Genomic DNA, 20,930 nt, shown 5'->3' on the forward strand with positions numbered 1-20,930 from the left:
CCCCCCGTTTATTCGCGATGGATACTCGCGAATATATTTTCACTCTCACTCTCTTCTTGCAAAATTGGGATGCTCCCAGTTGGAGCAGAGGAAGCGCTGCTGGAACTTCTCCTTCCCTTCTCTATGAGAGGCTGCGCCAACGGAGACGCTCTGACTAGCAAGCTTTAATAGTAGAGGTACGGTGGGCGAGAGAGAAAAACTATCTGAAAGTTTTTTCTCAGGCACGTTTTTGCAATGATTTATATTCAAATTCAGCAACGCCTAGTTGTTTTTTGAAGTAAGCACGGTAGAGTTCGCAACGCGGTAGGATGCGATCGCCTTCATAAGCGATCAACCCCAAGCTTTCGAGCTTATGAGCGTAAATGGGATTCAGAGAAATGGTTTGCTTTGCGGCCACAACTTCAACATATGCCTTTACCAAACTAGGATTTTCTTGCAAGATTGCCCAGTGTCGCCATAAATGATAACGATAGATACCACCGTTAGCGATCGCATCCTGTATCAGTTCTTCTAACGAGATTCCTTGACAGCATAAATAATACAGAGCAATGCGAATCAGTGCTGGATGTCCTCCTACTAGAGACATTAGTTGGGTAACTTCGTTATTAGAGTCCCAGTTTAGCCCATGCCGTTGGGCTAAATATTCTACTTGATGCACAGTAAATTCTGGCAGGTGGATCGGTAGTCCGATATTAAATGGGGAGCGGTTGATATCCAGGGAAACATATACTTCTGTGGAGTAAACCACCACTAGCCTCAGTTTCTGCAAGTTGGTATCTTGTCGTGCTTCCTCATACCAAGAGCGCAACAAACCAAAGAACTCCTGAGCAATTTCAGGATATTCAAAAAAGCGATCAACCTCATTTAACACTAAAACCACCGGACTTTTACTCTGCTTGAGCAAATAAGATTGCAAATATACACTGCAACTCAACTTACAGCCTATTTCCTCGTCCCATTTGTCATCTAGCTTGGGGTCAATGCCTAATTCTGTTGCAATTTGCCAGCAAAGAGAACGCAAAAGCTTGTTTAAGTCTGTCAGACAGCTTAAATCGATTTGGTTACAATTCACGTTCACCGAGCGATAACCTTGCATCTGGGCAAAGGCTAATAGCCGCAGCACAAGAGAACTTTTTCCCGTCTCTCTTGGTGCTCGAATCCTAATCACACAGCCTGGTTGAATTACTTCTCGATAAACTAGTTCCTCAATGGGGGGACGTTCGACATAGAAGGGGGAATCTAGAGCTACAGGGCCATCTGGGTATGACCAAAGATTTTCGAGTTGGTTATGGTGTTGAGTAACAAATGAATCTAGTGATAAAGACGGAGAAAAATTATTTTGTTCTGTGTCTAAACTTAGTGAGAGAGTTTGAGAGCTTTCAGTATTATTCGGTTCGCTCAGGATTGCATAGTCTTCACTGCGTAATTCTAAGTTAAAGGCGCTAAAGCACAATTTCAGGGTTTTTTGATCCACGCCTGTGTTCAACGACCATAATCGGTTTAGAGTTTTGGTAGAAACATTCATGCGATCGCCTAAATCTTCTAGAGTGAAGCGATCGCCATTATTTTGTACCTTTTCCATAGCCAGAATAGACGCTTGTAAACGTTTCAGCCCAGCGCTCGTTAGTACAAGTCCCCGCTTTCGCGTACTCTTAGATTGCTTCATATTTCTAATTATCTATCTACTTTTTTTATTTACTGTCTTAGCTATCTCCTCATTGTTTCATGTTTTTAAACGGTTATTCAACAGTTACTTACCCGTTCTTAGACTTATAATTTACTGATAAAAAAATATACTTAGCTGCTTGATGAGAGTTAAATGGGTTGGTATAAATAAACATAACTATATTAATTGTCATTTTTCCTCGCCCTACGGAAAGTCGCTGACGCTTCTGCATCAAGTGTATTTGACTACTTGCAAATAAAAAATGACAAGCCTTAATAGTTAACTTTATTTGTACCAATTTACTCAGTGTTACTGAAATTTATCTCTTATCTGGTATTAATTTGGATTTTGTAGTGCAGATGCATCCAACAAAGTGTAGGCGATGGCTACGAAGTCACTAAGCGGCTTGCCCTGACTTGTGCCGAGCATCTCGACTTACTTCGACTACGCTCAGTACAAGTCGCTTGATGGAACCGGAGCCGAGGTAGCGTAGTCGTACCCCTCCGGGGAAGCAAGCTACGCGTAGCGTCCCGTAGGGAAGGGAGTCGAACCATGCCGTACCACGCACGCTACGCGCATCGTCTCCTAGAGAAGTGCGGACTACGCTTATGGTTCTCAAAATTAGCAATTATCTTTTGGATGCAGCACACAGTAAGGGCGCACAGCTAGCTGTACGCCCTTACTAAAAACCTATATTTTATGCAACTGAGAAACGCTACAATCTTTCATCAGGAAGGGTAAGCGCGTTACCCAAGCATTTAGAAGAGTTCGGTGGTTAAACACCAGTGTCCCTATTATTACTGATTTATTGACAAAAAGTTCTTACTACTCACTGCCAATAGAGTATGGTAACGCATTTAGCGTCTAACTTGGTTAGAGATATTTTTGCCTGTCTGTGCTGCACTGTCCCCTACATCACTAGCAGTTTTCTGAGCACCCTCTACATATCCTGACCCAAATTGTTTAAAGGCTTCCGCTGACTCTTTTCCAATCTTTTGAAGTCGTTCTCCTGGTGAACCTTCCGTTTCACGAGCTTCTTTATTCCACTCCCCTATTGTTTTCGGTCTTTGAGCATCATCTTGCTGTACCTGTTCACGAACTCTCTCACCTAAGGCTTTGTCATTCTGCCCATAATCAACATTCGTTGTCAGCACTAGAAAACCAGCTAGAACAACAGCCAAAAAAGTTGTTACCTGAAGTCCTTTAAGTAGGGAACTGATCTTACCAATTGTCCTAGAAATCAAATTTATCATGCCAATTAGCTTGCTTTTTGGAGTACAAATAAAGATTAGCTATAAAAAAGTAATTATCCTTCTAACAAAAGGCAGATTTCAGTTATGAAAAAGACAGGGTTTTTCAATCCTGGGGAAGAGATGACTTGTTAGATGAATAAATATCTGCAATTCGCCTAGGCTCATGAGCAATACTGCCATTAATCTCGATAATTTACATAGTTAGCCAGAGATTCGCCACATATTTACTTGCCGCCAGAGCCAGCAAACTGGGATGGAGTTAAGTAGTTATCAAATCAGGAGAATATTAAAGCAAAAAACTATATTTATTATTAATATAGAACACAACTAGATAAGTATAAATATGATATGGTCTGTTATTGCGAAGAACAAACGAATCAAAGTATTCGCGATGGTTACGTTCTTCAAAATCAAATCTTACATTTAATTGCGCCTACACACTTAACTGTATGTCATTAACAGTTGAGTCAGATATGGAAAAATTTATATCAAGGGCTACATCTTGCCAATACTGTTCGATTAAGAATATTCATAGGTTGGGTTGAGGCTTTGCGAAAGACAACATTTGCCAGCATATTCTGAGTTTTATTCCTCAACCCAGCCTACACATTTTTATTTTTTAGGCTTAACCAAACCGTGGAGAAATTAGTGTACTTGCTTTTGCTGCTACACAAAATTACAGCAAATCACTCCAAATCGGCTTGTGCTTGGCTAGATTACTCTATCCCATCCTGGCTCCCCAACAAATCAAAGCGATTTTCGTCAACCTGGAGAAAGGCTGAGAACTAGCCAAAAAAGCTGATTTTCTGTTGGGCTACTGGGAATAAGCAATTGACCATATAAGAAAACGGTTGGGATTACGATAAATTTCGACAATTCATCCGAAAAAAGGATTTAACTGCTCAATAACAGCTTTCTTAGAAGACTTGCTCTGAGTTTATAAATCATGCTTGAGATTACTTCGGCGCACAAATGTAGCACTAAATACATTTTTAATGCTACATTTGGTTTTTAATACAGATAGAAGTAAAAAAAACATGTATCTTTAGTTAGAAAAATTGTCTACCTTAAGATATAAATGCTTAATAGATAATTTTTTAAGAGTTAATAATAACAATCAATAGTCACACGACTTTTAGGCTAGAGGCATTGTTTGTCTGACTGGGTGGATTTATACCGTAATCCCTAGATATTTGAAGGGCTTGCAGACGACAAACTAATCCACATTTTTCTTCAACACGAGAACTGCTTCAGGTGGAAAGCCCAAGGATGAAATACTGGATAACGAAATTAGTAATCTGTATAGTATTACTGTATAACTTGTTCCTATCAACTGATTATGCAGGAGCAAACCAACTTTCAAATAGTTCCAATATTAATGTGCAGCAATTAAATGCACTCCCAGCAGTTGAAAACTTAGCAAGTGGTGACAATAATCTTGCTGAGATTAGAAAGGAAGATTTTTGCCGATTTAATGGGATTGTTAATAGGATAGATAAACTAGAAGGACTCTTCACACTTTATTGCAGTGAGGATTCGGGCAAAATTTACTTAGAACTTAAGCCAGAGCAACTAAATAAAGACTACCTAGCTATAGTTACATTGGAATCAGGCGTTGGAGAAAGTGGGATTTATAGTGGATTACCTATTTCTGATTTTCTCTTCTACTTCCAACGAGTAAATAATAGATTGCATTTTGTTGTGCGGAATGTTAAATTCCGTACAGAAAGTAGACCAGAACAGCGATCGCTTGCTCGTTCATTTAGCGATTCAGTTCTTTATTCACTCCAAATAGCTACTATTGATCCAAACAGTAAAAATATTCTGATCAACCTGAATGAACTGCTAATGCAGGATTTTCCTGGATTAACTCCCCTATTGAAATACTCTTTACAGGCTGATTACCACTTGGATGCACGCAAGTCATATTTTGGTGATGTTAACAGCTTCCCAGAAAACGTAGAAATTGATTCTATTTACGGTTTTTCATCACCAGAAGGTGCAAATTTAGTCACCGTACCCGATAGTAGGGCACTTACTCTGAAGGTACACTACAGTTTTTCTCAACTTAGAGAAAACAATGGTTATATTCCCAGACTTGCTGATGACAGAGTGGGATATTTTATTACTGCTTTCCAAGATTTCTCTAACAATAATGCTCACGAATCATTTGTACGTTACATAAATCGCTGGCATTTAGAACCATCCGACCCTAACGCTCCGTTATCTCCACCTAAAAAGCCAATTGTCTATTGGATTGAGAATGCTGTGCCACTAGAATACCGCGATGCAATTCGTGAAGGCGTTTTGATGTGGAACAAAGCATTTGAAAAAGCTGGATTTCAAAATGCCATTGAAGTGCAGCAAATGCCAGATGATGCTGATTGGCAACCGGCAGATGTACATTACAACACTATTCGCTGGTTCAATTCTTTGGATGCAGGTTTTGCCAGAGGACCGATGCGCGTCAACCCATTCACTGGGGAAATATTGGATGCAGATATTGTGGTGGATGCCAATATGGTGCGCTCAATTCAGCAAGAATATCGCGCACTGATGGAAGTTAATTCATCACCGAGCACAAACCCATGTCAAGAAAAAGCAGAAGAACACAAAGAGAAGTCTCAGCGGCGACTTCCGGCGCTCAGAACTTCGGAGGATGCAGGAAAATTCCTGGATAGATTCTCTACGTCTCCCAATCTCTCCGTCACCGCGTCATCCTCCCCTGCTTTCTTTTTCTCCTCTGAATTCTGCTATGGTATGGAGTCTTCAGATCAAGCAGCTATGGGAGCGCTAGCGTTGTCAATTTTGCCAAATACTACACCGAGTAGTGAAACGATGAAGGAGTATGTGCATCAATATTTACGTTCTCTTATCGCTCACGAAGTTGGACACACTCTCGGTTTGCGCCACAACTTTCATGGCAGCACCATGTTAGCGCCCCAAGAATTAAATAATACTGAAATCACTCACACCAAAGGTTTAGTGGGTTCGGTGATGGACTATTTACCTGTGAATATCGCACCACAGGGAATAAAGCAAGGTGACTATTTCCCAGGAGTTGTTGGGCCTTATGACGAATGGGCAATTGAATATGGTTATAAAAGAAGCCCATCAGTAGCACTTGAGGCAATTATTCCAGAATCAGAAAAAAGTTTTTTGGAGCAGATTGCACTGGCGTCGCCTCAACCAGAATTATCTTACGCAACCGATGAAGATATCTGGGACATCAATCCTTTGGCAAATGTCTGGGACATGAGTAGTGATGTGCTACTTTATTCGCAGTGGCAAATGGATAATGCCCGTTTTATGTGGCAGCGCCTTGACAAGGGTTATCTATCGAAAGGAGAAAGCTATAGTAACCTGCGCGTCTCATTCAATAGAGTACTTAAATATTATTTTCGGAACGCCATTTTGCTTTCTAAATACATTGGTGGACAATCGTTTCGGCGTCTCCATGCTAGTGATAATGCTTCTTGGACATTTGTACCAGTTTCACTTTTAAAACAACGTCAGGCATTGACTAAGTTGCAAGAGTATGTATTCGCTGAGGATGCTTTCAGTTTTTCACCACAATTGCTCAATCAACTGGCACCGTCACGCTGGGAACACTGGGGTAGTTCTGCACCTAACAACCGCCTTGATTATCCAATTCACGATCGCATTCTGAGTTTCCAAAGTACCATCCTGCGATCGCTATTAGACAGCGATCGCCTCAATCGTTTACAAGATATAGAATTAAAAACTCTGCCTGGAGAAGCACTTTCGATGCCAGAACTGTTCGACACCCTGCAAACAGGCATCTGGACAGAAGTTTTCGCCCCAGGAGAACCAAAGCCAATTTCTAGCATCCGCCGTTCATTGCAACGGGAATATCTGAATATTTTGCTACAGATGATGTTGGGTACTACTAATACACCTGAAGATGGTCGTACATTGGCTTGGTATGAATTGCGCCAACTGCAAAAAGCTATTGATGTCAGACTCAAACAACTTGGTGAGCAACGCTTTGGTGCGGTTCCTTTGCTTGTACCCCCCCAGGGAAGCAAGCTACACGCAGCATCTCCCTTAGAAGAAGCGACTGACGTTAGCGTAGCGTTAGCGACGTTCGCCTTGGCGTCTTTGCAGGAGAAGGAGCGTCACCCGGAGGGTGAAAGCCTTGATATTTACACTCTAGCTCACTTAGAAGCTTCTGGCGATCGCATCACTAAAGCATTAAACGCACAGTTACTCTCCAGGTAGACATTAGACTTCTTGCAGAAGTGGGGAAAAGGGATGGAATTTTTCCTTTCCCTTTGCCCTTTTCCCCTTTCCCTACAAGGGTGCAAAAGGAACTTTTGCAAGAGGTCTATTATGAATTGGGCATTGGTTATTCTCCTGCTTAATCTAAAATCTAAAATCCAAAATCCAAAATTGAGTTATCCAAGATGCCTCTGCAATAGACCAATAACAACTTCCGGTATTTCCAAATGAGGTAATATTCCTGCATCTGCAATCGCATAAAAATCTCGAATTGCACTTGGATTTAAATTTGCCAAGCGTTGTCCTAATTTGATGTTGGTAAATTGTGCCTTTTCTCCCCAAAAAATCATCGTGGGAATTGTCAGTTGCTTAATATATAAACTCAGGTCAAAGTAAAGATCGCCCCGCAAAAATGCCAAGGCGGCAAATTTGGCATTAGGTTGTTGTGCAGAAGTTAAATAAGCCTCCACCATCTCTTGGGATACTCGTTGTGACTTAGCAAATAGAAAACTTTGTAAAAAATTTCGGACTGCAATTTCATTTTCAGCACCAAGGATGTAAATAAAATTGTCCAACAGAGGCGCATTGATTACTGAAAGCGGAAGTCTGCGTCCAGCACCCTGCCCAAAATCATCAAATCCAGAGGGGGACACCAAAAACAATGCTTTGAATAAATTGGGTTGAACAATAGATAGGCGGATAGCAAAAGCTGCTGTTAGAGATGAGGCTACCACCGTCACCGGCTGGCGACAAGTTTGGATGATAAACTCTGCGATCGTGCTGAGATAATCCCTAATTTTATAATCTCGGACTGGATGAGCCGATTCTCCCCAGCCGATTAAATCAGGGGCCAAAATCTGGTAACTAGAGGCAAAAGCTGGGTAAACTTTAGACCATTCATACGCAGATGCCCCACCACCAAAGTTATGCAGAAACAGTAGTGGGGGTAAATCTTCAGTGTCAGCAATCGTCCAAGGTGCATTTGTTTGGGTATAGTAAACCATTGCCCCCAAGGATGTATGGATGACTTTATGTCCAAAGCCAGGAGGTTGAAACTGAAGCATAAAATTAAAAAGTTTAATTTAATTTGTATACAGTCAAACTAATTCATAATTTATCCTTGCTTTTTGTCGGCATCTCCTGCGATCTGAACAAGCTGATGGAGGTTATCACCACTGATGTGATAAGCTGCCCCAAAACCAACTACAAAACGACCTTCACTCGGAGTTAGCTGAAAAATCCGAAAGTCAGACAAGCCGCGCAAGACCTCGACAATTTCACCAAATCGCCCTTGAAATTGCTCAACAATTTGATTCCAATTCTCTGTTTCACGCTCAATCAAAGTTGCCGTACAATCAAAACTCAAACGACGACGGGCAAAAATTAGATTACTTTTGGCTTCATCCTCGATAAACAAGACACTAACATGAGGATTGGCATAGATATTTTTGGTATGAGTCGAAAGACCACTGACGTAAATATAGATATTTTTGGAATCATCCATTACAAAAGGAGCATAACTAGCATTGGGTATTGCCTCTGCGCTCACAGTGCTAATGATTACACTCTCAAATGCTTCAGAAAACTTTTCGTACTCAGCTTGAATGTTTTCAAGTTGACTCATAAGTAAATTACCGCTTGATTAGGAACACCTAATTAAGTATCCTAACGTGATTGAGCGATGTCTACGATGGTCACTGAGCGGCTGGTGAGCGGCTTGCCCTGAGGGTAGTCGTACCCCTCCGGGGAAGCAAGCTACGCGTAGCGTCCCGTAGGGAAGGGAGTCGAACCATGCACTTCGCGCAGCGTCTCGTAGAGAAGTGCGGGCTACGCTTATGCATGGAATGCCCAAAAAATAAAAGCGATCGCTCCCTTTAACTAAAGAGCGATCGCTAATTTTTAGATTACAGAATATAGCTTAAGCAGCAACAGGTTCCAACAATTTAATGTCAGAGAAGATAAATTCCTGAGTAGAAAATTGTCCTGCTGTCTCGGTGCGAATCTCCCGACGATTTAGGATGAAATAGTCACCAACTTTTTCATACTCATCAATAAATTCGCTTCTACCGCCCTTTTGTTCCCCAGTTTTGGGGTCATGGTACACAGAGTCATAGCGGTGGGACAGGTAGCCTTCGCCAGTGTCGTGACTGCTGAAGGTGTCAATGGTCACGAAAGTACCGTGGATTAGACGGTGAACATGGCAGACTTCATTATTGCGGACTTTGTATTTATCGCCCTCAGCTTTACCACCCATTAAAAGCTCAACTGCACCAGTCTCGTCAGTTTTACCATAGCTAAATGTATTGGCGCTGTGGGTGTCTTCAAAGCTGCGGCGGACACGGTGAATTGCTATTTCCCATGCTTGACCATGAATTGCTTTCTGGGCTGACTCGTCATCTACATCCAAAACTTCAGCTTTCAGATTGGCACTGATGATAACTTTGCCTGTAAACACTTTGTCATCATGCTTAAAAGTAATATTTGCGGTATAACCGGGGAAATTCTTGTCCCAAGTATAGCGGTTCTCATAAGCAGCCCGGAAAAGTTCCTGAGCAGAGAGTTGTGTAACTGTCATGTGCTTCTCCTAGTCGCTACTGTTAATTAGCGTTTTAGTTTCCTTGGTATTAGCATAGAAGTAATTGTTGAGGCTTGGATAGTCCCCAACTGGGTACACTTATGGCTAATTCTCTCCACGCCGTATTTCATGCGATCGCCAATGTCCAGAATGAGCAAGAGTTAAGACTAGCTCTCACGGATCAAATTGGCGAGCATTTTGGCGTGCAAAATTGGGGTATTTATCTCCTAGATCAGCAGCCAACCACTGAGATTAATGTTCCAGGCATTCCGGCAATATGCTTAGAGAGCAATCCAGTGGGGCGCTATGTGGTTGAGCGTCATGCTCCCGCTCATGAGCAGTTATTATTATCACCAGGAGACTGGAAGCATTTTTGCTCACGTTCGGATCACGAACATGTAATGACTGGGCCAATTGTTTGCGATGGTCGTCTTGTCGGAACACTAAACTTGGCTCGTGACAAAGGAAATCCTGCCTTTAATGGCAACGATTTAGCTGACCTGAGCGCTTTATGCATTCATTTGTCTGCAAAAATGGCAACCCTACGGACAAAACCCAAAATATCCAATTCCCTTTTAGTAAGTCCTCTAACGGCTCGTGAGTTAGAAATTGCCGAGTTGGTGGCGCAGGGCTTAACGAATGCGGAAATTGGGGAAAAGCTTTGGATTACGCAAAATTCCGTCAAACAAGCTTTGAAGAGGATGTTTCGGAAGTTGAAAGTTTCGGCGCGTGCAGAAATGGTGGCAAAGCTACAAGATATACAAGTTTCTTGAAGGAGGTAGGAGGCTTGACTGAGCGATCGCCGAACCTCTGCCTTCTCTTATAAAGACTCTAACTGATGGTAATCTAAGATTATTGAACCAAATTCAATAAAAACTTTAGTTTTTGACAGTTTTCTTTTTTGGACAATAGTAATATAAGTCGTTAACAAAGTCTTTAACAGTTAAGACTTAGTTATGATTTAAGTAAGTTCTAGAGAACTTAGTTAATTTTCTAACAGGAGAAGTAGGGTGCTTAACAACCTTCATCAGTTATTATCTCCCCGTCAGTGGGGAATTTCCCTTGCGGGCTTAGGCTTACTTCTCGGTTTTGGCTGTATAGCCAAGCAGACTCAAGTAGTATCAGTTAAAGATTCTCCATTATCATCGGCTCAGATTCAGAAAACCTCCGAAAACTCTCTTTTGTCGCAACTCAGAAAAGTTCGGGAGCAGAGAAGTCAACTTCATGCGGCTTCTAGAGATAAAGAAGGTTTTTTCCATAAGAGCGGAAAAACAGTACCTACAACCACAGCGCTCGTTCCGGCCGATCAGGGAGCCACAAAAAGCGTAGGAGTTTTACCAAAAGCAAATTTTCCTGTAAAAGATGGGATTTACCTCTATGGTCAATCCCCAAAACCAAACCAGCTTGGTCAAGGTTATATCATATTTCAAAAGCAGCAGGCCAAGGTAACGGGTGCATTGTATATGCCCCAATCAGAGTTAAATTGTTTTCAGGGTACAATCAACCCATCAGGAGAGTTGGCGATGACGGTTAATCCATCGTCAAATGAAGCCAGTTCTGATCGGTCGAATCAGGTAGCTACAAGCAATAGATTGCCCAAAGTTGGTGAGGATGAGTCCAACTCCTATGCTTACTCACTGGCTCTGCAAGATTTTTACCGATTAAATTCGATCACTGCTAGCGATCGCCGCACGTTGCAAATGTGCAAATAATCTCCAACATCTTGATGATGAATGATGAATTTTTGACGCAAACCTTAAATGGTACAGACCCCTGCTAAACCCCTGACTCTAAATGAATTCCTGGATCTGCCAGAGACAGAACCTGCCAGTGAATACATTGATGGGCGGATCATCCAAAAACCGATGCCGCAAGGAGAACACAGCGCAATTCATACCGAGTTAGCACCTGCAATTAACTTGGTAGTAAAACCCAAACAGATTGCACGGGTTTTCTGTGAGCTTCGCTGTAGTTTTGGCAATCGCTTAATTGTGCCTGACATTTCTGTATTTATGTGGGACAGAATTCCCCGCAAAGAAAATGGTGGGGTTGCTAACGTCTTCTCAATTGCCCCAGATTGGACAATTGAAATTCTATCCCCCGATCAAAGTCAAACTAAAGTTATCCCTCTTCTGTCACTCTCTGGCAGGGCGATCGCTAGAAGCCTTATGAGGAAATCAATACAAACTATACTATTAGAAAAAAATTGGTCTTGTATTTGTTATTAGAAAAGAATCGCGCGTAGGCGTAGCCCGTCGTAGACATCACTTGCTATACAAAAGCTCTAGAATTCAGAAATGGTAAATGTTTTCGGAGAGTGACAGAAGAGGGTTATAGCCGTAGCCATCTTAATTAGGACGCAGCTTGCTTGAGAACGATTTCCATAGCATCGCGTAAATTATCAGATTTGAGTAACAGCTTGCGAATTCTGCTTTTTAAAGTCGCCCAACACTTTTCAATCCGATTGAGGTCTGGCGAGTAGGGCGGCAGGTAGACTAGCTGACAGACTGCGGCTTCAATTATTACTGTAATCTCTGTCATCTGCCTTGTTACATCTTGCATTTGTATTGCTTCCAAGCGTATTTGTCTTGTTGTTTCTAAAGCAGAGTGCGCTCAAGGCATTGCTTTTGAAAGCCTGAGTTCGTCTTCAAGGGTTAATTTAGAAATCACAAGAATTTTCTTTTTATTGTTAACTGTTTATTTCTCTGTTTTTTCTTCCATCTTTGAGTTCTGCCCTCTAAAGTGGGCGCAAGAGTAGATAAACATTGCTGTTGCTCATGAGAAAAAGCAACAGTTGCAGGTAAATCAAGATTATCCCGTCCTAGAATCAGTTGTAAAATTCGTACAGCAACATATTTGGACATTGCTTCGTACAATGCTGCCCCCTTTTTATCAGCCTTGAATCTCCAAATGTTTGACCATGCCACTTTTGAGCATGAATTTTTATTGGATTTTCCACTCCTTCTTACACCTCTAAATCCCTGACCTCCATAGTTTACTAGCACTTGTGTGTACACCGTCGGGTTGGGGGTGGGGTAAAATGTCTATAGGGTAAGGGTTTGAACTTAAGTTGACATGTATGGGCACTGCCGTGCCCCTACCCATGTACCTCATGCAAATGAGAATCGCTATACATAACCAAGGCACCACCAAAACAGCAAGAAGAAAATCATGTCAGCACTTCAGTTTCTCTTACTCGAAGCTAATCTTCCCGATGTAGAAGTGGTGCAAGCCACGCTGAGAGAGGGCGGGATTGACTGTGAACTACTGCGGGTAGATACTCGTGCTGCTTTTATTAGGGCACTGGAGAGCAACGCCATCGACCTGATTTTGGCAGACTATGCCTTGTCTAATTTTGATGAGATTGCGGCACTAACGATCGCCCGTCGCCTACGTCCTGAGATACCGTTTATTTTCATCTCTGGCAGTTTGGGCGAAGAATTGGCGATCGCAGCGATCAAACAGGGCGCGACAGATTATGTACTCAAGCAACGCTTAGGGCGGTTAGTGCCATCTGTACAACGAGCATTGCAGGAAGCCCAAGAACTTGACAAAGATATTACCAAGCGCAAACAAGCCGAAGCAGCCATTGAGTCAGACCTGAAAGATACGCAACTACTGCACGAACTGAGTGCAAGGCTTGTAACCGAGGGCGACATTCAGACGCTCTACCAGGAGATTATAGCTGCTGCGATCGCTCTGACGCGGGCGGATGCCGGAACAGTACAAATTCTCGACGAAGCGACGCAAGAATTGTTGCTGCTTGCCACGCAGGGCTTTGAGCGGAATATGACCGAGTATTTCTACCGCGTGAATGCGAGTTCCAACACGCCCTGCGGCATCGCACTTAAGACCGACGCTCGTATGTTTGTTGATTTCGACGTACCTGAGAGCGAAGACCCGGATGGCTCAATGCGAATGCACCTTGAGGCGGGGTATCTCTCGGCACAGTCCACACCGCTAATTACCCGTTCGGGTAAAGCGATCGGCATGGTTTCGACCCATTGGTGCAAACACTATCGACCCACAGAACACGAACTACGCTTTCTCGATTTACTGGGCCGCCAAGCCGCTGACCTGATTGAGCAACGACAAGCCCAGGTCGCCATTGCCGCCGACTTGCGCGACACTCAACGCTTACACGAACTGAGCACCTACCTGGCATCGGAAGACAATATTCAGGTGCTTTACAACGAGATTATGGCTGCTGCGGTTGACCTCATGCAGGCTGATGCTGGAACAATTCAAATTTTGGAAGAAGAAACTCAATACATATTATTGCTTGCTAGTCAAGGCTTAGAACAAAAGACAGTCGAGTATTTCTATCGTATTGACGCTAGTTCCAATACTGCCTGTGGCATTGCTCTTGCAACTCGAAAACGGGCAATTATTAATTATGATGTACCCGCCAGTGAAGACCCCGGTGGTTCGCTGCAAAAGCTCGTAGAGGCAGGATTTCTCTGCGGACAGTCAACCCCCCTAATTTCCCGTTCGGGCAGAGCGATCGGCATAGTTTCGACTCATTGGCGCAAACACCATCGACCGAGCGATCGCGAACTGCGGTTTCTCGATTTACTCGCCCGCCAAGCGGCTGATTTAATTGAGCAGCGACAAGCCGAAGCAGCCTTGCGCGAGTCGGAAGCCAAATATCGATCGCTGTTCAATTCGATTGACGAAGGCTTTTGCATTTTTGAATTGCTGTTTGATGACGAGGGCAACGCGGTTGATTGGATTTATCTGGAAACGAATCGGGCGTTTGAGGGGCAGACCGGCTTCGTGAACGCGGTCGGCAAACGCATCAGCGAGTTGCAGCCAGACATGGAACGTTTGTGGTTCGAGCAGTTCGCCCGCATTGCGCGAACGGGCGAATCGGTGCGCCTCATCGACCGCACGGAAGCGATGGACAGGTGGTATGACGTTTACGCTCTGCGCGTCGGCGCGGCGGGCGACAACCGCATCTCGCTTTTGTTCCGCGACATTACCGATCGCAAACGCCGCGAAGCGAATCTCGCCTTTTTAGCCGACATTGAGACTGAATTTACACGTTTGGCATCGTCGTCAGAAATTGCGAACGTCGCGGGCGATCGCATCGCCGCACACTTCAATCTTTCGCACTGTCTGCTGGTCGAAATTGATCAGCAGGCAAAGGTGGCGACGATTTTCCACGACCACAAAGCGGCAGATTTGCCGAGTTTAGTCGGCGATTACGTCATTCAGGATTTTCATACCGAAGCGGAAGCCGAGCAACTCGCCGCCGGACAACCCTTAGTTATCAACGACGCTCTGAGCGAACGGCACTCAGAGGAAAACGCCGCGCGTTTCGAGGCGTTGGGTAATCGCTCTCTCGTCACTGCGCCATACCTCAGAGATGGACGCTGGAAATTCGCCTTGAGCGCACAAGACCGCCACCCGCGCTTGTGGCGTGAGGATGAAATCGAATTTTTGCAGGAATTGGCGATGCGTGTTTCGCTCCGCATCGAACGCGCCCGCGCCGAAGCAGCCCTGCGCGAATCAGAAGAGAAATTCCGCGCTTTTCTCAGTGCGGCTTCGGACATCATTTATGAAATGAGCGCAGATTGGCGGGAAATGCGTTCTCTTGAAGGCAAAGAGTTTATCGCCACGACTGAAGATCCGCGCCACGATTGGATAGAGGCGTACATTCCCGAAACCGACAAGCCGCGAGTTAGAGCGGCGATCAACCGCGCGATCGCCACCCGCAGCAATTTTGAATTGGAACACCGCGTTATTCGGTTGGACGGCACTGTGGGCTGGACGTTCTCTCGCGCCATTCCGCTGATCAACGAGGCAGGCGAAATCGTCAAATGGTTTGGTGCGGCGAGCGACATCACCGATCGGGTAGAAGCCGAAGCAGCCTTGCGCGAATCGGAAGCAAAATATCGATCGCTGTTTAAGTCGATTGACGAAGGCTTCTGTATTTTCGAGATAATTTATGACGGAACCCCAAAGGCGGTTGATTACCGTTTTTTGGAAGTGAATCAAGTCTTCGAGCAGCAGACGGGACTCGAAAACGTGGTGGGCAAGTTGGGAAGCGAGATTGCCCCGAACACTGAAAGCTACTGGCTTGAAGCATACAACGATGTGGTAAAGACGGGAAAACCCCAGCGTATTGAAAATTACAACCAATCTACCGGGCGTTGGTATCAGGCTTACGCTTCGCGCGTCGGCAAAGCGGGCAGTCGTCAAATCTGCACTGTCTTTAATGACATCACCGATCGCAAACGCCGCGAGGCGGATCTCGCTTTTCTCGCCCAAATCGCCGAAGATTCTTCTCGCCTTGCTTCCGAAGAAGCGATTATGCAAAGCATCGGTGAGCGGCTGGCAACGCATTTGCGGCTCGACGGCTTCGCTTTCTGCTACATTGACGAAGGGCGCGAATCGGTAACGATAAAATATAACTGGAACGCGGCGGACGTGCCGCAACTCGTGGGAACGTTCCGCTTCGCCGATTATGTGACCGAAGAGTTCGCCCGCACGATGCGCGCCGGAGAAACTTGGGTTGTCTTCGATACGCAACGCGACGAGCGCACTGACGCGCAAGCCATGGCCGCCATCGATGTCAGCGCGATTATCAACGTTCCGTATCACCGTCACGGCGAATGGCAAGGCTATCTGACGGTGACCTACCGCGAGGTGCGCGAGTGGACGGCAGATGAAATCGCTTTAATTGTTGAAGTCTCGAACCGCACGTTCCCACGTCTCGAACGCGCCCGTGCCGAAGAAGATTTGCGCCAATCGGAAGCAAAATATCGATCGCTATTCACGACGATGGCTCAAGGCTTCTGCATCATCGAGAAGATCGAGACCGCCGCAGGGCAACGGAGTGACTTCCGATACCTCGCAGCAAACCCAGCATTTGAGCATCATACTGGAATGCACGATGTCGTCGGCAAGACGATCCGCGAACTCGTGCCGGATGCGGAGCAACGCATCATGAACATCTACGACGAAGTGGTGCGAACCGGACAGCCTCAACAGTTCGAGGAGTATGTTTCGGCACTCGACCTGTGGATGGAAGCAGAGGTCTTCCCCACTCAGATGCCAGGACAGATCGCTGTTCTATTCAGCAATGTCTCGGAACGCAAACGCGCTGAAGCGCGTTTGCGGCGTGCTGCCGAAATGGATGCGTTTCGGGTCAAGTTGTCGGATGCCCTGCGATCGCTCTCTGACCCGTTGGAAATTCAACGGGTGGCGATGCAGACTCTTGGCGAGCATTTCGCGCTTGACCGTGCAATGTACGCCGAGATTACGCCCGACGAAACAGTAATTGTCAATGACAACTATCTGAGTGGACGTTTTCCGGCGTTCACGGGCGAGTTTCCGCTCGCGGCTTACGGCTCAATCATCGACAAAGCCCGCAACGGCGAGCCGATCATTGTCACGGACATTGACGCAGAAACCGAATTGACCGAAACGGAAAAGATGAACTACAAGGTCATCGGCTCGACTGCTTTTGTTACCATCCCGCTGATAAAAGGCGGACGCTGGGTTTCCAATCTCGTCGTTCATCAGGGCGAACCGCGCCGCTGGCCGACGGAAGAAATCGCCATTTTGCAGGAGACGGCGGAAAGAACCTGGGCTGCCGTGGAGCGCGCCCGCGCCGAAGCAGCCTTACGCGAGTCGGAACTTCAGCGAGTTCGAGAACAATCTGCCCGTGAACAAGAACGCCAACGCGCCGAAGCTCTGGCAGAACTTGATCGCGCCAAAACCCTCTTCTTTAGCAACGTCAGCCACGAATTCCGCACGCCGCTAACGTTGATACTCGCTCCGGTGCAAGATGCCTTGAGCGATTCGGTAAATCCCCTAACTTCTTCACAACGGGAACAGCTAGAACTAGCACATCGCAACAGCTTGCGTTTGCTGAAACTGGTCAATACCCTGCTCGACTTCTCCCGCATCGAAGCCGATCGCCTGAAGGCAAACTACGAACCTACCGACTTATCTACCTACACGGCGGAACTGGCAAGTGTTTTCCGCTCGGCGATTGAGAATGCCAATTTACAGTTAGTTGTCGATTGTCCCCCCCTGCCCGATCCCATTTACGTCGATCGCGAGATGTGGGAAAAGATTGTCTTGAATCTGCTCTCCAATGCCTTAAAATTTACCTTCGAGGGTATCATTTCTGTTTCGCTCAAACCCGTTAAAGAGGGAGCAGGGGAGCAGGGGAACAATTCTTCTCCTCTGCCCCTCTGCCCCTCTGCCCCTCTGCCCCTCTGCCCCTCTGCCCCTCTGCCTCTTCTCGATGCCCCCTGCCTCTTCGTTGAATTGATAGTCAGCGACACGGGCGTAGGTATTTCCGCTTCCGAACTGCCTCATCTCTTTGAGAGGTTCTATCAAGTCAAAGGCGTGAAGGGGCGCAGCTATGAAGGCTCAGGCATTGGCTTGTCTCTGGTGCAGGAACTCGTTAAGCGGCACGGCGGCGCGATCGCGGTTACGAGCGCAGTAGACCAAGGCACAACCTTCACCGTCACCATCCCCACCGGAATCGCCCATCTACCCGCCGTCTCTGGCAGTATGGGCGAAGAATTGGTGATTGAAGCGCTGAAACTGGGAGCCACCGACTATGTGCTCAAGCGCAACTTACGGCGGTTGGTTCCTTGTGTCCAACGAGCGCTGCGAGAAGCCCAAGAAAAGCGCGATCGCCAACTTGCCGAAGCAGCACTGCACCAAAGCGAAGCCCGCTTGCGTCAAGTTGCGGCCAAACTGCCTCATGGCGCTGTGTTCATTGTGGATCGAGATTTGCGCTACCAGCTGGCAGAAGGCGAAGCGCTGGAGTGGGTCGGTATGACTACTGAAAACTTTGTCGGCAAAACACTCTGGGAAGTCCTCGAACCTGCCCTGGCAGACAGTTATGAACCCTACTACCGTCAAGCTCTTAATGGCGAATCGTTTACCTTAGAACACAACAGCCACGATCGCTACTATATCTCTCATGGCACACCCTTACGCAACGAGCGCGGTGAAGTTGATGCTGTGCTGGCAATGTCCTACGACATTAGCGATCGCAAACAAATCGAAATTGCCCTTAAACAAAGTGAAGCTCGCTTTCGGTTAATGGTGGCAAGTGCAAAAGAATATGCTATTTTAACCGTTGATCCCAACGCTATAATCACCAGTTGGAGTGCTGGTGCCGAAGAATTGTTCAAGTATTCAGAAGCAGAAATCATTGGCCGTGACAGTCGCAGCCTTTATGCCCGCGAAGAAAACCTAGAAGACCGCGTTGGCTGGGAATTCCAGACCGCCCAAATTCGAGGACAGGCAGAAAATGAGTGCTGGCATATCCGAAAAGACGGTAGCCGCTTTTGGGGTAGTGGCTTTGTGATGCCCTTACGCGATGAAGCCGACGACGTGCAAGGATTTATTAAAATCATGCGCGACGTAACCTCACAGAGGCAAGCTGATGAACGTTTTCGGTTGCTCTATGACATCACTAGCGATCTCCTGGCGGTCGAGCAACCGATGACGCTGATGCACAATTTATTCAGCAAACTCGCACCTCAGCTAGGATTGGACTATTACTACAACTACATCGTCGAGTCAAAAGACAACCGCCCCATCCTGCATTTGAAAAACTATGAGGGTATTACTCAAGAGTTGGCTGAGGCGATCGAGTGGATTGAGTTTGGTGAATCCCTCTGTGGCTGGGCAGCGCAAGAACGACAGCAGATCGTTCTCAACTACATCCAAATTGCTACCGATCCTCTTGCTGAAATCGTCCGCAACCAGGGTGTTACTGCTTATGTCAGTCAACCGTTAATTGTGGAGGAGAGGTTATTGGGAACCATCTCGTTTGCTAGCTGCACCCGCACTTACTTTACCGTAGAAGAGATCGATTTGCTGCAATTGATGTCTGAGCAGATAGCGATCGCCCTCGACCGAGCCAACCTAATTGTTTCGATTCAGCAACAGGCAGAACAGTTGCAACGAGCCAACCAGATTAAAGACGAGTTTTTAGCGGTGCTGTCTCATGAGTTGCGATCGCCCCTCAACCCGATCTTGGGCTGGTCACAACTGCTGCGAAAAGGCAAGGTCAATGCCGCCCGTCAACGCGAAGCACTACTAACGATTGAGCGCAACGCCAAACTGCAATCACAATTAATTGAAGACTTACTCGACATTTCGCGGATTATGCGGGGCAAGCTGTCCTTAACAGTGGCTCCCCTTAATTTAATCCCTATTATTTCTGCTGCCCTGGAAACGGTGCGTTTAGCAGCAGAAGCAAAGAATATTAATTTACAGATCGATCTCGATCCGACTGCACCGATCTCTGGTGACGCTGCCCGCTTGCAGCAAGTGGTGTGGAACTTGCTTACCAATGCCGTCAAATTTACACCAGATGACGGACAAGTAATCATTGAATTAAGGCAAATTGCAGGGCAAGCTCAAATCCGGGTGATCGATACAGGCATTGGCATTCAACCGGAATTTCTACCCCATGTGTTTGATTATTTCCGACAAGAGGATAGCTCAACGACACGCAGATTTGGTGGCTTGGGTTTAGGGCTAGCGATCGTCCGCCAAATTGTAGAACTGCACGGTGGCACAGTCAAAGCAGAAAGCTTGGGTGAGAATCAGGGCGCAACCTTTACAGTTCAAATACCGATCTTGAACCAGTCAGCACAAATTGTCCTTGACTCAGCCGACGCTGAAGCATCAAGCGCCCAGACTCCCTTAAGCAACCTGCAAATTTTGGTAGTGGATGATGATACTGATACTCGTGAGTTTCAAGCATTTTTGCTAAAACAAAATGGCGCAAAGGTGACAGCCGTAGCGTCTGGGCTAGAAGCATTGCAAGTACTTGATAGTTTCATTCCTGATGTAATTGTGAGTGATGTCGGCATGGCTGATATGGATGGCTACATGCTGATTGGGCAGATTCGTTCACGCCCAGCCAATCAAGGAGGAACGATTCTGGCGATCGCATTAACTGCCTATGCCGGAGATATTGACCAACAAAAAGCCTTAACTGCTGGGTTTCAAGCTCATATTACCAAGCCATTAGAACCAGAGGAGTTAGTGAGGAAGATTGTCAACCTGCTAGAACACAACTAATACCAATTCAAAATTCATCTTAGAAAGTTCTGAATCTAAGCAGACTAACGCGGGATTGAGCCGAGATGGGTGTAAGAAAGTGCCACTTTGCCTGAAAGTATGTACTGGCTACGCCTACGCACTT

General features: G+C 45.8%; 12 protein-coding genes and 1 pseudogene. 5 read left to right on the forward strand and 8 right to left on the reverse strand.

The window, feature by feature from the left end; all coding sequences use genetic code 11:
• Nucleotides 1–217: 217 nt before the first annotated feature.
• The 3 genes from RM347_RS26175 to RM347_RS26185 all read right to left on the reverse strand — a co-directional run bounded on the left by RM347_RS26175 (nucleotide 218) and on the right by RM347_RS26185 (nucleotide 2,919).
• Entirely contained in the window at nucleotides 218–1,666 is a 1,449-nt protein-coding gene (locus RM347_RS26175) for an AAA-like domain-containing protein (RefSeq protein WP_322721681.1), read from the reverse strand.
• A gap of 397 nt (nucleotides 1,667–2,063) precedes the next feature.
• Nucleotides 2,064–2,285 (reverse strand): hypothetical protein, encoded by a 222-nt coding sequence (locus tag RM347_RS26180; RefSeq protein ID WP_322721680.1) that lies wholly within the window; start codon nucleotides 2,283–2,285, stop codon nucleotides 2,064–2,066.
• A 238-nt stretch (nucleotides 2,286–2,523) separates the two neighbouring features.
• Nucleotides 2,524–2,919: a hypothetical protein gene (locus RM347_RS26185; RefSeq protein ID WP_322721679.1), complete on the reverse strand. Its 396-nt coding sequence runs from the start codon at nucleotides 2,917–2,919 to the stop codon at nucleotides 2,524–2,526.
• A gap of 1,269 nt (nucleotides 2,920–4,188) precedes the next feature.
• Between RM347_RS26185 and RM347_RS26190 the strand changes: the two genes are divergently transcribed.
• Entirely contained in the window at nucleotides 4,189–7,161 is a 2,973-nt protein-coding gene (locus RM347_RS26190; protein ID WP_322721678.1) for a zinc-dependent metalloprotease, read from the forward strand.
• A 176-nt stretch (nucleotides 7,162–7,337) separates the two neighbouring features.
• On the opposite strand, the gene RM347_RS26195 is transcribed toward RM347_RS26190, so the two are convergent.
• The 3 genes from RM347_RS26195 to RM347_RS26205 form a co-directional block, all read right to left on the reverse strand.
• Complete coding sequence (locus RM347_RS26195; protein ID WP_322721677.1) at nucleotides 7,338–8,225, reverse strand: alpha/beta fold hydrolase; 888 nt, start codon at nucleotides 8,223–8,225, stop codon at nucleotides 7,338–7,340.
• 50 nt (nucleotides 8,226–8,275) lie between these two features.
• A complete protein-coding gene (locus tag RM347_RS26200) occupies nucleotides 8,276–8,785 on the reverse strand; it encodes a HugZ family protein (protein WP_322721676.1) in 510 nt (169 codons plus the stop codon).
• Between the two features lie 294 nt (nucleotides 8,786–9,079).
• Nucleotides 9,080–9,736 (reverse strand): DUF3386 domain-containing protein, encoded by a 657-nt coding sequence (locus RM347_RS26205; protein ID WP_322721675.1) that lies wholly within the window; start codon nucleotides 9,734–9,736, stop codon nucleotides 9,080–9,082.
• A gap of 101 nt (nucleotides 9,737–9,837) precedes the next feature.
• On the opposite strand from RM347_RS26205, the gene RM347_RS26210 reads away from it, so the two are divergent.
• The 3 genes from RM347_RS26210 (at nucleotide 9,838) to RM347_RS26220 (ending at nucleotide 11,964) form a co-directional block, all read left to right on the forward strand.
• Complete coding sequence (locus RM347_RS26210) at nucleotides 9,838–10,509, forward strand: LuxR C-terminal-related transcriptional regulator (RefSeq protein ID WP_322721674.1); 672 nt, start codon at nucleotides 9,838–9,840, stop codon at nucleotides 10,507–10,509.
• Between the two features lie 237 nt (nucleotides 10,510–10,746).
• On the forward strand, nucleotides 10,747–11,448 hold the full coding sequence (locus tag RM347_RS26215; RefSeq protein ID WP_322721673.1) for a hypothetical protein: 702 nt from the start codon (nucleotides 10,747–10,749) through the stop codon (nucleotides 11,446–11,448).
• A 48-nt stretch (nucleotides 11,449–11,496) separates the two neighbouring features.
• A complete protein-coding gene (locus tag RM347_RS26220; protein WP_322721672.1) occupies nucleotides 11,497–11,964 on the forward strand; it encodes a Uma2 family endonuclease in 468 nt (155 codons plus the stop codon).
• Between the two features lie 124 nt (nucleotides 11,965–12,088).
• On the opposite strand, the pseudogene RM347_RS26225 reads toward RM347_RS26220, so the two are convergent.
• Both RM347_RS26225 and RM347_RS26230 read right to left on the reverse strand, forming a co-directional pair.
• Nucleotides 12,089–12,268: pseudogene (locus RM347_RS26225) on the reverse strand (transposase); the annotation flags it as partial.
• 134 nt (nucleotides 12,269–12,402) lie between these two features.
• Nucleotides 12,403–12,753 (reverse strand): hypothetical protein, encoded by a 351-nt coding sequence (locus tag RM347_RS26230; RefSeq protein ID WP_428850616.1) that lies wholly within the window; start codon nucleotides 12,751–12,753, stop codon nucleotides 12,403–12,405.
• Nucleotides 12,754–12,907: 154 nt separating this feature from the next.
• On the opposite strand from RM347_RS26230, the gene RM347_RS26235 reads away from it, so the two are divergent.
• Complete coding sequence (locus RM347_RS26235; RefSeq protein ID WP_322721669.1) at nucleotides 12,908–20,806, forward strand: GAF domain-containing protein; 7,899 nt, start codon at nucleotides 12,908–12,910, stop codon at nucleotides 20,804–20,806.
• Nucleotides 20,807–20,930: the final 124 nt, after the last annotated feature.

Source organism: Nostoc sp. ChiQUE02, assembly GCF_034531305.2.
In the GTDB taxonomy this organism is placed as follows: Bacteria; Cyanobacteriota; Cyanobacteriia; order Cyanobacteriales; family Nostocaceae; genus Nostoc.

What these genes read in the sequence shown, in the direction of transcription:
- RM347_RS26195 (WP_322721677.1), bottom strand. Translation starts at nt 8,225, where the DNA reads ATGCTTCAGTTTCAACCTCCTGGCTTTGGACATAAAGTCATCCATACA.
- RM347_RS26200 (WP_322721676.1), bottom strand. Translation starts at nt 8,785, where the DNA reads ATGAGTCAACTTGAAAACATTCAAGCTGAGTACGAAAAGTTTTCTGAA.
- RM347_RS26235 (WP_322721669.1), top strand. Translation starts at nt 12,908, where the DNA reads ATGTCAGCACTTCAGTTTCTCTTACTCGAAGCTAATCTTCCCGATGTA.
- RM347_RS26190 (WP_322721678.1), top strand. Translation starts at nt 4,189, where the DNA reads ATGAAATACTGGATAACGAAATTAGTAATCTGTATAGTATTACTGTAT.
- RM347_RS26210 (WP_322721674.1), top strand. Translation starts at nt 9,838, where the DNA reads ATGGCTAATTCTCTCCACGCCGTATTTCATGCGATCGCCAATGTCCAG.
- RM347_RS26175 (WP_322721681.1), bottom strand. Translation starts at nt 1,666, where the DNA reads ATGAAGCAATCTAAGAGTACGCGAAAGCGGGGACTTGTACTAACGAGC.
- RM347_RS26220 (WP_322721672.1), top strand. Translation starts at nt 11,497, where the DNA reads ATGGTACAGACCCCTGCTAAACCCCTGACTCTAAATGAATTCCTGGAT.
- RM347_RS26185 (WP_322721679.1), bottom strand. Translation starts at nt 2,919, where the DNA reads ATGATAAATTTGATTTCTAGGACAATTGGTAAGATCAGTTCCCTACTT.
- RM347_RS26205 (WP_322721675.1), bottom strand. Translation starts at nt 9,736, where the DNA reads ATGACAGTTACACAACTCTCTGCTCAGGAACTTTTCCGGGCTGCTTAT.